Source organism: Candidatus Phytoplasma tritici (genome assembly GCF_000495255.1).
GTDB classification, from domain to species: domain Bacteria; phylum Bacillota_I; class Bacilli_A; order Acholeplasmatales; family Acholeplasmataceae; genus Phytoplasma; species Phytoplasma tritici.
Genome location: NZ_AVAO01000001.1, coordinates 112,403 through 125,466 on the forward strand (window position 1 = coordinate 112,403; position 13,064 = coordinate 125,466).

Consider the following 13,064-nt stretch of genomic DNA (forward strand, 5'->3'; position numbering starts at 1 on the left):
TTTAAAAAATAAAGAGGTAAATATGATTGACAGATTAAAAATAATAAAACAAAAATATCAAGATTTACAAAAACTTTTGTTAAACGAACAAAATATAACCCAAAAAATTAACATTTTAAAAAATTTATCAAAATTAGAACCCATAGTAGAACTTTTTAACGGATACTTAAATTTAGAAAACGAATTTACTCAAATCCAAATAATTTTAGAAACCGAACAAGACCAAGAATTATTGATTTTAGCACGTCAAGAAAAAGATAATATTTTGTCAAAAAAAAAAAATACCTTAGATCAATTAAAAATTTTGCTTTTACCACAAGATCCTTTTGATAAAAAAAATGTTGTCTTAGAAATTAAAGGTGCAGCTGGTGGCAACGAAGCGAATCTTTTTGCAGCTGATTTGCTACGAACCTATGTTAAATACGCCGAAAGCAAAAAATGGAAAGTCGAAATCCTAAATCTAAATCCCAGTATCAAAGGCGGTCTTTCTTCAGTAGAACTTTTAATTTCTGGGCAAAACATTTATTCTTTTTTAAAGTATGAATCAGGTGTGCACCGCGTCCAACGCGTTCCTGCTACCGAAACCCAAGGGCGAATTCACACTTCTACTGCTGTTGTTTTGGTAGTTCCTGAAGCAGAAGAATTAGAATTAAAAATTGATTGGCATGACATTCGCACCGACACTTTTAATTCTAGCGGACCTGGTGGACAATCAGTAAACACTACTAAATCAGCTGTTAGACTTACTCATGTACCTTCAGGAATCAGTGTTGCTTGTCAAGAAGGAAAAAGCCAGCACGAAAACAAAGACAAAGCATTTACCCTTTTAAAAACACGCATTTATAACCAAATGTTAACTGCTAAACAAGAAGAAGAAAACAAACACAGAAAAAATTTAGTAGGAACTGGCGAAAGAAGTGAAAAAATAAGAACGTACAATTACCCCCAAAATCGTATAACAGATCACAGAATTGGACTTACTTTAAAAAAATTAGATATCATTATGGAAGGTAAACTCGATTTAGTTATTGAACCTTTGATTTATGAAGCCCAAAAAGAACAACTTACCCAAAGTTAGTTTTGATGCAATTTCTTTTGCAAAAACAAAACCATTCAATTAAAAAAATTAGTTTAAGATAAATAAAGATAAATAAAGATAAATAAAGATAAATAAAGATAAATAAAGATAAATAAAGATAAATAAAGATAAATAAAGATAAATAAAGATAAATAAAGGAATTATCGTGAAACAAAAAGATATTGTTATTTTTCCAACCGATACAGTTTATGGTATGGGCGCTAAATTATATGATAAAAAAGGACTCAACTACATTTATCAAATTAAAAAAAGACCTTTAAATAAAAGTATTGTTGTTTTATGTTCATCTTTACAACAAGCAAAAGAATTGGTCCAATTTAATCCTCAAAGCCTTAAATTAGCTCTGCATTTTTGGCCAGGTCCTTTAACTTTGATTCTGCATACCACTTTGAAATATTTTTCTAAAACAAAGGAAAAAACTTTAGGAGTAAGAATGCCCAACCATCCTTTAGCTTTGGAAATTTTAAAAAAAAATGGTCCTTTAAAGACCACTTCTGTTAACCAAAGCAATCATCCTCCACTAAATGATTACCAAACTATTTTTAATATTTATCACAATAAAGTGGCTTTAATTTATAAAAACTATCATCCGATTTTAAAAATATCTTCCACTATTGTTGATCTAACCACTTTTCAACCAGTTATTTTAAGGCAAGGAACAATTACTCAAGAAGAAATTTCACAAATCTTAAAACCTTTATGGACATCAAAAAATTGCAAGTTATGTGCCTAATTTTAAAATTACAAAAAAACATTTTGCTTACCCAATAAAAACATTTCCAAACCAATATCTTTATTTACAAAACCCGCTTTAATTTTATATTCTAATTCTATTAAATCTAAAAACAGTGCATTTAATTTTGGTGTTTCAATCAATTTTGCTTCTTTCATTAAAAAAAATAATTTTCCTTGTGAAATTGATAAAACTTTTTGCACTTCTTCTAGGTTGTTTTTTTGTTGCAACAATTCTTTTACCAATAACAATTCTTTAATTTTATGAGTTAATCGATTTATAACATGAAAAGCATTGATTTTTTGCATTTTCAAGGTTTGATAAATTTGATAAGCATCAATATAATTTTGTTTTAAAAAAAGATTAATTAACCCAAAAATATTGTCATTTTTATTAAAAGAATTGATTTTTTGTACCAATTGCCAAGTTATATTTTTATCATTTGATTGACATAATTTGATTTTTGTTATTTCTTGATGCAACAAATAAAGATTATGGTTAGTTTTGCTCACCAATTCTTGGATAGCTTTTGTATCAATTTTAAAACCATCTTTTTGAAAAACATCAATGATATAGTTAAAAAAATCTTTTTTTTCTAAACTTTTTGTCGTTTTGCAAAGACAATGTTTTTCCCAAATTTTTTGAACTTCAGATGTTTTAGTTGTTTTTTCTGCAAAAAAATATAAATCTAAATTGTTGTAAGGATTTTGTAAATAAGAAATTAAAAAAGCTATTTCTTGAGGTTTTTTTTGAAATAAGATTTCACTGTGATCCACCAAAACTACTTTTTTCCATATGTTTTCAATCAAAGAAGTGGTTTGCAGTTCTTTTTTCAGTTCTGTTAAAAGATCTTTTTGCATACAATAATAAACTACATCTAATTGTTGTTGTTTGCAAACATTAATTATTTTTTTTATTTTTTTTTCTAGAAAAAACCTTTGTTTTCCCCAAATTAAATGTATGTTATTTTTTTTTTCCAAATTAAAACCTCATTTTGTCCTTTTTATTATTAATTAATTATTTGTTTTTAATGTTTTGTAAAAGATCTAATTCAACATTATTATCACTATCACTATTGTTATTTTATCAAAAAAATATTATTATAAAACGATATCACAAAATATAAAACAACAAATAATAATAATTTGCTATAATAATATTTGTAAACAACCTTCAAAAACCTAACTATCCAAAAAATTATAGACAAAAGTAAAAAAAGAAAAGGAAAAAGCAAAAATGATTAAAAAAGCCACTTTTGTGCGTAGTATTGTTAATTTTAAAGATATTCCTTTAAAAAAACAACCCGAAATTGTTTTGATGGGTAGAAGCAACGTTGGCAAAAGCACTTTCATCAATGTTTTAACTCAAAGAAAAAAATTAGCTAAAATTTCTCAAACGCCTGGCAAAACAATCACCCTAAATTACTATGATATTAACGAATCTTTTTATTTGATCGATACTCCTGGCTACGGTTATACTAAAAAAAGTAAAAAAATTCAAAAACAGTTATTACCGATGATTATTTCTTTTTTAGAACAAACTTCTCATCTCAAATTCATCTTTCAGCTAATTGATTTTAAAGTGGGTGCTACCAAAGAAGACGATAGAATCCATCAAGCCCTTTTGCAAGTGGGTTTTGAGGTGGTCTTATTATTTGTTAAAAAAGATAAAGTTAAAAAAAATCTTGTGCCCAAACAATTAAAAATACTTGTTAATCACTTTTCCCAGATTAAATATTTCTTTTTGATTTCGTCAAAACAACAAGAAGGGTTAGAAGAATTAAAACTTTTTTTAAATCAATTAATGTATCCAAATACCAATAATTAAAATTTGGTTTTTCCAAATTTTTCATTTTGCAAAAAAAATGTAATTTTTTTATTTCCTTCAATCCGATTAAACATTTTCAAAATTTTCAAAATCCAAAAAAACTTTTAAAACTTAAAAACTTCAACCCTAAAAAAGAAAATAGAAAGAAGCTAACTTTATGCAAACTAAATATGATTTTAAAAAAGTAGAACATCAAAGATACCAACAATGGTTAGAAAAAAAATATTTTTGTTCCAATCCAAACCCCACTAAAAAAACTTTTACTGTTGTAATTCCGCCTCCCAATGTAACAGGAAAACTTCATTTGGGACACGCTTGGAATAACACTATTCAAGACATTATTATAAGATTTAAAAAAATGCAAGGCTTTGATGTGCTCTTTTTGCCTGGGATGGATCATGCAGGAATTGCCACTCAAAATAAAATCAAAGAACAATTAAAACAAGAAGGGCTTTTGAACAAAAATTTAAACAAAGAAACTTTTTTAAAATACGCATGGCAGTGGAAAAAAAAACATGCCCAAAATATTAGGCAACAATGGCAAGTTTTAGGGCTTCATCTGGATTATAATTTTGAAAAATTTACCCTTGATCCTGATTTGAGTCAAACAGTTCAAGAAGTTTTTGTTAAATTATACCAACAAAAATTAATTTACAGAGATTATAAAATTATTAATTGGGACCCAGAAACTAAAACAGCCCTTTCTAATGTAGAAGTAAATTACCATGAAACTGAAGGAAAATTATATTATATTAAATATTTTTTGGTTGATTTTTCAACTAATTCCAATTTGTCTAATGGCTCTTTTGCTCCTTCTTTTTTAGAAATTGCAACCACTCGCCCTGAAACGATGTTTGCCGACCAAGCTTTAATTGTAAATCCTAACGATTCTAGATATCAATCTTTTATTGGCAAAAAAGTTTTTATTCCTGATACTAAAATTCAAATTCCTGTTATTAGCGATAATTACGTAGATATGAATTTTGGTACAGGGGTTGTAAAAGTGACGCCTGGACACGATATTAATGATTTTGAATTAGCTAAAAGACACCAATTAAAAGCTTTATTATGTATGAATGAAGATGGCACTATGAACGACCTAGCTTTGCAATATCAAGGATTAGACCGTTTTACTTGTCGTCAAAAATTAGTTCAGACTCTTAAACAAAAAGGATTTTTCACAAAAACCGAAAACCACCTTCATAAAGTGGGATATTCAAGTATTTCTGATTCCATCATTGAACCACGTCTTTCTTTACAATGGTTTTTAAAAACCAAAGCCATCGCCCAAACTGCTTTAAAAACGAACAAAATCAATTTTTTTCCGCTTCGTTTTGAAAATATTTTTAATAATTGGCTCCAAAATATCGAAGACTGGTGTATTTCGCGTCAATTATGGTGGGGTCATCAAATTCCTGCTTGGCACAAAGGACAAGAAATTAAGGTTCAAATAGAAAGTCCTGGTCTAGAATGGAGCCTTGATTGTGATGTTTTGGATACTTGGTTTTCTTCTGCTTTGTGGCCTTTTAGTACTTTGGGATGGCCTAATTGCAACACTCCTTTATTTCAAAACCACTTTCCTACTGATGTTTTGGTAACAGGCTATGACATTTTGACTTTTTGGGTATCAAAAATGGTTTTTCAAAGTATTTTATTAACCCACAAAGACCCTTTTAAAGATGTTTTGTTACATGGTTTAGTAAGAGATAACAAAGGGCAAAAAATGTCTAAATCAAAAGGTAACGGTATTGATCCTTTGGAAGTTGTTGCCAAATATGGTACTGATGCTCTTAGATGGTTTTTAACTACTAACGCTGCTCCTGGATCTGATTTATTCTATGATGAAACTAAAGTTGCTTCATCTTGGAATTTTATTAATAAATTATGGAATATTAGTCGTTTTGTAAAATTAAACACCAACACCCTAGACACCGATTTTGATATCAATCTTTTGTCTTTGCCCCAAAAAGCTCTTTTAACGCAATTGCATTTAGCAACTCAAAAATTAACAACTTTATATCAAAAATATGAATTAAAAGAAATTGGAAAAATTTTATATCAATTTGTTTGGGAATATTTTGCTAATTGGCATTTAGAATTTGCCAAACATGATTTAGATAAAAAAAACTCCAATTTAACAAACTTACACAATAGTCAAAAATTTTTAGTTTATGTGATGAAATACATTTTGCAACTTTTACATCCTTTTATTCCTTTTGTAACTGATGCTCTTTATGAAAATTTTGAAAACAAAACTAACATTACACAAACTACTTTGCAAAAAACTTCTTATTGTAATTTAGATGCCTTAGATGATTTTGAAAATCTTAAAAAATTAATTATTAAAACACGTCATTTAAAACGAGAATCCAATATCAATTGTAAATTAAATTTAGAATTAGAAGTTATATCTAAATCTTCAACACCCCTCAAAGATTTTGTAAGTTTGCAAAAAGCTTTAGAAAAATTTTTCAAAACTTTACAAATTAAAATTACTAATAAAGTTAACAATTCCAAAAAAACTATTTGGTTAATTGAAAAAAATTTAAGTCTTTATATTGACCGCAAAACTCTCAATGAACTTAATGAAACTAAATTTGAAAGTAATTTTTTACAACAAAAAAATACCCTTCTTAAAGAAATTAAAAGAAGTGAGACCATTTTAAATAATCAATCCTTCTTACAAAAAGCCGCAAGTTCCAAAATTGAAATTGAAAAAAAGAAATATGAAAGTTATTGCAAGCAATATCAAAAATTGTTAGAAAATAAAAACAATTCTAATCCGCTAAATTCAAACAAAAAATAAAAAATTTAAATAAAACTATAAATAATTTAAGTTTTGAAATTAAAAAAAACATTGCAAACAAAATCGCAAAAAAACTAACCAACTAATATTTTCCAAATCCAAACAATTCATTAAAGGAACTAACCAATGTCAAAAGACGATTATATTAAAAAAACTGTTACTATAGGACTGAGCGCTGCTATTTTTTTTGTTTTAAGTTGTTTTGCCTCTATTCCTTTAGGGTTTAATGTAAGTATTGAGACTTCATCCGCTTTTTTAGCTTTCATTGCTGTTGCTTTTGGTCCTTCGGTTGGTTTTTATGTAGGACTTATAGGACACACCATTAAAGATTTTATTTTGTTTGGAAATGTTTCTTGGAATTGGGTTTTATGCTCTGCTCTTATTGGATTTATTTACGGGTTACCACATAGAATAATTGATCTTAAATATCAAGTATTTACAAAGAAAAAAATTGTTTATTTTTGGCTTTATCAGGTTGCTTGTAATTTTATAATTTGGGGGGGGGGTTGCTCCTCAAAGTGATTTATTGATTTACGGACAACCACCTAAACTAGTTTATTTACAAAGTTTTTTGATAGTAATTTCTAATATTTTAGCTTATAGTATAGTAGGAATTAAATTAATGTCTATGTATTCTTGTCATTACACTAAAAAAGCTACTTTAATTAAAATTAATAATTCTTAAATATTTTTAAACATCTTTAATCATGTGCTTTTTGTTTATAAAACCACAACAAACCACTAATCTATTTATTAGTTTTTTTCATTTTATAATTTCAAAGAGGAACTTTATGCCAAAACCATTAATCATTTTTAAAGATTTTAGTTTTCAATATTATAGCCAACAAACTCCTACTCTAAATCAAATCAATTTAACTATTTATGAAGGACAAAAAGTTTTGATTGTGGGCAAAAATGGTAGCGGCAAATCTACTTTTTTAAAATGTATTAATGGTTTGATTCCTCATAGTTATCAAGGAAAAATTACAGGGACCGCTATTATTAAGGATAAAGTTTTAACACAAACAAATATTTTTGATCTATCTTTGGATGTGGGTACCATTATGCAAGATACAGATAATCAATTTGTAGGTTTAACAGTAGCAGAAGATATAGCTTTTGCCTTGGAAAACGACGCTTTGCCTCAAAGTAAAATATATCAAAAAGTAAATATGTGGGCACAAGATTTAGGATTGAAATCCTTTTTAGATTACAAACCGCAAGAACTTTCCGAAGGTCACAATAAATTAGCATCGATAGCAGGAGTTTTAATTTATAATCCTTCTATTTTGTTATTTGATGAATCTCTATCCAATCTTGATATTGTTTCAAGAGCCAAAATGACTGCCTTAATAAAAAATATTCATCAAAAATACCATTCGACTATTTTAGTTATCGAACATTATTTAGAAGATATTTTAGATGATTCTTTTGATAGGATAATAGTATTTGAAGATGGAAAGATTATTTATGACAATTCTCCCCAAAAATTAATTTTAGAAAATGTTTTAAATAAACAAGGTATTCAAGAACCAACTTATATTAGTGCTTTAAAAAAGATTGGTGTTAATTTGGAACGCCTTTCCCATTTATTAAATTTGCCTTCTTTGCAATCCTCGGATTTTTCTCAATATTTTTCCAATCAATTAATAAATTTAAAAAAATGTTCTATTTATCAAAATGCCACAACTCAATTATTGCCTTCCTTTTCCAAACAATTTGCACCTTTTTGCCCAATTTTGCAATTACAAAACATTTCTTATCACTATGAATCCAAACAACCCAATATTTTAAATGACATTTCTTTTGATTTATTTCCAGGAGAAATGATTAGTATTTTTGGTAAAAATGGTAGTGGTAAATCTACTTTAGCCAAAATTATTTGTGGTTTTTGTACTCCTCAAACAGGAACTATTTTATTAAATAATCAAAATATTTCATGTTTATCTTTACAACAAAGATCAGAAAAAATTGGTTTTGTCATGCAAAATCCCCATCATATGATTTCCCAAAAAAATGTTTTTGAAGAAGTAGCATTGGGTCTTTTAGGTAAAAAACTTTCATTAACTAAAATCAAAACCAAAGTGCACGCCATTTTGAAAAATTGTAATTTGGACAGTTTTGCTAACTGGCCTATTTCTGCTCTTAGTTTCGGACAAAAAAAAAGACTTACCATTGCTTCTATTTTAGTAATGCAACCACAAATTCTTATTTTGGATGAACCTACAATAGGACAAGATTTAAAACATCACGCACAAATTATGACTTTTTTACAAAAGTTAAATAATAAAGGGATTACCATTGTAATTATTACTCATGATGTGTCTTTAATGCTTAATTATACTCAAAGAACTTTGGTTTTGGAACAAGGAAAAATTATTGCAAATACTAATCCTTTAAAAATTTTTACAGATATGTCTTTAATGCAAAAAACTTCTCTCAATCCGATTAGTTTGATTGTTCTTATCAATAAATTGCCATTTACATTAGAACAAAAAAACGTTTTGTTAACTCAAATGTTGGCTTTTTTAAAGGAGGATTATTGTTATGGCAAATAGTATGTTGCAATATTTACCACATAATAATTTCATTTATAAAATCCAAGGAGCAACTAAGTTATTGTTTTTAATTTCGGTATCAATTGTTTGTATGATGGTATATCATGTATGGTTTTTGTTAGGGCTTGCCCTTTTGTCTTTGTTTTTTTTTTGGTGTGCTCAAATTAAATGGCAGCAAGTGGCGTTTGTAGTTAAAGGAACTTTCTTTTTTTTGTTTTTAAACAATATTATTATTATTATTTGTTTTAGAAATTACGGTACTAAAATATATAACTCCAAAACTCCCATTACTTTATTTTATAATCTTTTAACCCAAGAACAATTGTTTTATCAATTTAATGTATTGTTAAAATATTGTTGTATCATTCCTTTATTTTTAATCTTTATTATAACTACTAATCCAAGTCAATTAGCTGCTAGTTTAAATAAATTAGGTGTTAGTTATAAAATTAGTTATGCTTTTGCTCTTACTATTCGCTATATTCCTGAAATTCAAAAAGATTTTAAAAATATTTCTCTCAATCAACAAGTACGAGGTATTAAAGTTGTTAAAAAAACTAATTTTGTAGCTCGTATTATTGCAGATATTAAAAGAATTACCCTTATTATTCCTCCTTTGATTTTTTTTAATTTAGATAAAATTGATATAATTACTAATGCTATGAAATTGAGGCGTTTTGGTAAATATAAAAAAAGAACTTGGTATTATGAAAAATCTTTTAGTATTCTTGATTTATTTACTTTTTTATTAGGGTTGGCACTCTTTTTGCTTGGTGTGTGGATTTTGTGCCATTATGATAGGTTTTATTATCCTTTTTCCAAAAATACTTTTTGTTGATAATAGTATTGCCAAAATTTCAACATTAAACAATTAAATATTTTTAAAAATATTTTATAATTAGTTCAATGGTTGGGATGAAGTTAGTTTAAAATAAAAACAAGATATTAAGATAAAAAGAGACTTTTTAAGTCTCTTTTTTGTTTATTTGGTTCTAATTATAAAGTAAAAAAATATTATAATTTATATACAATACTGTATTTATCTTTAAAACTTTTAATATCTATTATTATAAAAACCATAATGCAAATAAAAGTCCATATTAAAAATATTGATATTTTGGCATTGGTAATGTTTAACATTTCATTTAGTAAAAAATTATTTTTGGGAAATGTAATAAAAGGAAATTGACTTTTGTTTAGATGATAAATATCTTGTTGAGAGCAAATATTAATTAGATTTCCTTGAGAATCAAAGGTAAACCAATTATTATAATAAAGGCTTTCTTCTAAGTTAAAATAATTTTCTAAAAAAGTACTATCTATTGTAATTGTTTGGTTGTTTTGGTTATCTATTAATGCTAAATGGCTTTGAAAAATATGAGGTGCTAATGCTTTATCAGAGATGTTATTATGATTACTAATTAAATATATTTTTTCTCCTAACAAAAGTTGTTTATCAGGATTAAAGGCACAAACAGGATAATTTGTTCTAGATTCAAAAGTTATGTAGCTAAAAGGATTATTATGGGTGGCTATGGTTTGGTACTTTCCTTTTTCATTTTGTAAGCCAAAAGGTGTTTGGATAGTTATTTTAACGTTTTCGTTACAAATATTTTGGAAAGTATCTAAGAGATAAGAAGTATCTAAATTTTTTCCATTTTTTTGCAAAATGACAGTATATATAAAAGTATTATCGGAATTATTTACAGCTTTTTTGTTAATAATAACTCCTAAGTTAATATTTTGGGAATTGTAATAATCTTGGCATAAAACTATAGTTTTTAAAATATCTTCTTTAATTATTTGTCCTTTATTATCAAAAAGATTATAAAAAATATTTGGCTTTATTTGTCTTTTGGAAGCGGTTTTGGCTAATTTGATATTGGTTTCTAAAATCTTTTGTTGGCTTTCCAAAATATGGTGATAAGAAAAAGTTTGTTTAATAAATGATAAAAACATTTTATCTATTTCAATTTTAGGGATTTGAATTGTTTCTTCATAAGTTTTTGTATTGTTATAATCAAACATTTGAATTTGTAAATAAATAATAAATTGATTAGTACTTACTAAACTAATTTCTAGTTGTTGGTATTTGTGAGTATCAAAATTAACTAATTGTATTGTTTCTAAACCATGACAATTTATTGTAAGAAGAGTTTCTTGGTTGTATTTATTTTGAAAAATTATTTTTTTTTCTGGTTGTTCTTTTATATAATTATATAGGTCTTCTAAAAAAATTTGGGTTTTAATGCAAGGTTTTTGTTCGTTTAGTTTTTCATTTTGTAAAGCGTTAAGTTCGTGTGCAATATTGTTTTTATTAGTTTTAGTCGTTTGTAATGCAATATTATTTGGGTTGTTATTTGCTATGTTTTCTTTTTTGGATTTTAGTAAATTATGAAATTGTTGTTTGATATAGTTAATGTTAATTGATTGAGAAATACGCAAAATTTTATGGTAACTCCTATTTATTCCTATTAATTTTCCTTCAGCATTAAAAAGAGGTCCTCCGCTATTGCCTGAATCTAGAGTCATATCAGAGTTAATTTCTTTTTCATTAAGAAAAGCAATAACTCCTGTTTTAAATAAATTTTGTTTAAATTGAGGTCTTTGATGAGGCATTAAATTAAAATACCATTTTTCCCATTTTAGTTTTATTGGTTTTTGAAATTGTTTAGTTTGTAAGCCTTTTTGGCAACCCAATACCCAAACTTGTTCTCCCTGATGAATAGGTATTTGTATGTCTTTATCAAAATTAATGTATTTGGCAAGAACTTCATTTAATTTTTGAGAAGTATTGGAGTTAGGAATAGTAAAAGTTATAATAGCTATATCGTCGTATTCGCAATTGTTATCAATAAAAGCATATAGTTTTGCTTGACTTTCTAATCCTTGATTGTTTTTTATTGTTATTTGTTTTTGGGGATTTGATGTATAATAAAAACTTTCAATTACATGACGATTAGTTAGTGCATAATATGTAGTATTGGTATTTATTTGTTCTTTATGAACAATTATTCCTGTTCCTAAATTATAACCAGTATTGATAAATAAAGTAATTAAATTGAGGTCTTGGAGTATTTGATTGTTGGGCGGTTCTTTTTCCTTTGTCTTTGTTTCTATATCTACTATATTATTGGAGTTGGTAATTGCGTTGATAAGTTTTATTATTGGGGATTGTTCGTTATTTATTATAGGTTTATTAAAATTTATGGAAGGAATTACTTTAATATATTTAATTCCTTTTTCTTTTTTCATTTCAGAAGATGTTAAAAAACCAATTAAATTGCCTTTTTCAGTCCAAAAAATAGTTTGTTTGTTGTTGGAATTGCAACGACTAGAAATAGCAATAAATATTTCATCTAATTCATTATTAACTTCAATATCTTCGCTTATATGACTTTGTTGAAAGGCAATTGTTTTTGTTATAGTTGTAGAAAAAGAATGAATTAGTTGTCCTTGGCGATATTTATTGAGTCTTTGTAAAGGAGTAATTGTATATTGTTTGTGGGATTTAAAAGTGATAATATCAAAATCTTTTAATAAGGGAATAAAAATACTATATTGAGTTAATAGTTGATTTTGAATAGTGCCCCATTCTTCTCCTTGGGGATTTGATAATTTTATAATTTCGTTTGGTTGTATGATATTTTTAGGAGTAAGAGCAAAATATATTTTTTGTTCTGAATTGTTAATCGATGGTGTTTTTTTATTTGCATTTTTGTTTTGATTGTCGTTATTGTTTGTGATTTTTAAACTATAAAAAATAATTCCTAAAGCAGTTTTATCATTTGTATTTATTTGCCAAATTTGGTTTTTGTTTGTTTGTATTTGATTAGTATTTTTAATTTGTTCTTCCTTAATATCTTTTTTAATGCTTTCTTTTAAAATGTCTTTTTCTTGTTCTAAAGCTTTAATAGTTTTTTTAATAGTTTTGGTTTGGATATTTTCATTTAGTTTATCAAAATATAAGGAATTATTCATAAATTGACTAGTATAAGAGTAATTTTGTAATTGAATAAAACTTAGCCAAAAAAGAATAGA

General features: G+C 26.4%; 8 protein-coding genes and 2 pseudogenes. 7 read left to right on the forward strand and 3 right to left on the reverse strand.

What is annotated here, in order from left to right:
• The first annotated feature begins 22 nt into the window (after positions 1 to 22).
• The gene (prfA, locus tag N747_RS0100610) at positions 23 to 1,078 is read left to right on the forward strand and encodes a peptide chain release factor 1 (RefSeq protein ID WP_024563379.1); all 1,056 of its coding nucleotides are present in this window, start codon (positions 23 to 25) and stop codon (positions 1,076 to 1,078) included.
• A gap of 166 nt (positions 1,079 to 1,244) precedes the next feature.
• On the forward strand, positions 1,245 to 1,832 hold the full coding sequence (locus N747_RS0100620) for an L-threonylcarbamoyladenylate synthase (protein ID WP_024563380.1): 588 nt from the start codon (positions 1,245 to 1,247) through the stop codon (positions 1,830 to 1,832).
• 8 nt (positions 1,833 to 1,840) lie between these two features.
• Here the strand turns inward: N747_RS0100620 and holA are convergent, their stop codons facing one another.
• Both holA and N747_RS04255 read right to left on the reverse strand, forming a co-directional pair.
• On the reverse strand, positions 1,841 to 2,812 hold the full coding sequence (gene holA, locus N747_RS0100625; RefSeq protein WP_024563381.1) for a DNA polymerase III subunit delta: 972 nt from the start codon (positions 2,810 to 2,812) through the stop codon (positions 1,841 to 1,843).
• 66 nt (positions 2,813 to 2,878) lie between these two features.
• Positions 2,879 to 2,923, reverse strand: a pseudogene (locus N747_RS04255) (DUF4044 domain-containing protein); the annotation flags it as partial.
• A 145-nt stretch (positions 2,924 to 3,068) separates the two neighbouring features.
• Here N747_RS04255 and yihA point away from each other — a divergent pair.
• The 5 genes and pseudogenes from yihA to N747_RS0100655 all read left to right on the forward strand — a co-directional run bounded on the left by yihA (position 3,069) and on the right by N747_RS0100655 (position 9,861).
• On the forward strand, positions 3,069 to 3,659 hold the full coding sequence (gene yihA, locus N747_RS0100630; protein ID WP_024563382.1) for a ribosome biogenesis GTP-binding protein YihA/YsxC: 591 nt from the start codon (positions 3,069 to 3,071) through the stop codon (positions 3,657 to 3,659).
• 157 nt (positions 3,660 to 3,816) lie between these two features.
• Positions 3,817 to 6,465: a valine--tRNA ligase gene (locus tag N747_RS0100640; protein ID WP_024563383.1), complete on the forward strand. Its 2,649-nt coding sequence runs from the start codon at positions 3,817 to 3,819 to the stop codon at positions 6,463 to 6,465.
• 126 nt (positions 6,466 to 6,591) lie between these two features.
• A pseudogene (locus N747_RS03350) lies at positions 6,592 to 7,150 on the forward strand (ECF-type riboflavin transporter substrate-binding protein).
• 106 nt (positions 7,151 to 7,256) lie between these two features.
• Positions 7,257 to 9,023 (forward strand): ABC transporter ATP-binding protein, encoded by a 1,767-nt coding sequence (locus N747_RS0100650; protein WP_024563384.1) that lies wholly within the window; start codon positions 7,257 to 7,259, stop codon positions 9,021 to 9,023.
• Entirely contained in the window at positions 9,013 to 9,861 is an 849-nt protein-coding gene (locus N747_RS0100655; RefSeq protein WP_024563385.1) for an energy-coupling factor transporter transmembrane component T family protein, read from the forward strand. The genes N747_RS0100650 and N747_RS0100655 overlap by 11 nt, the downstream gene beginning before the upstream one ends.
• 176 nt (positions 9,862 to 10,037) lie before the next feature.
• On the opposite strand, the gene N747_RS0100660 is transcribed toward N747_RS0100655, so the two are convergent.
• The gene (locus N747_RS0100660) at positions 10,038 to 13,004 is read right to left on the reverse strand and encodes a S1 family peptidase (protein ID WP_240992283.1); all 2,967 of its coding nucleotides are present in this window, start codon (positions 13,002 to 13,004) and stop codon (positions 10,038 to 10,040) included.
• Positions 13,005 to 13,064: the final 60 nt, after the last annotated feature.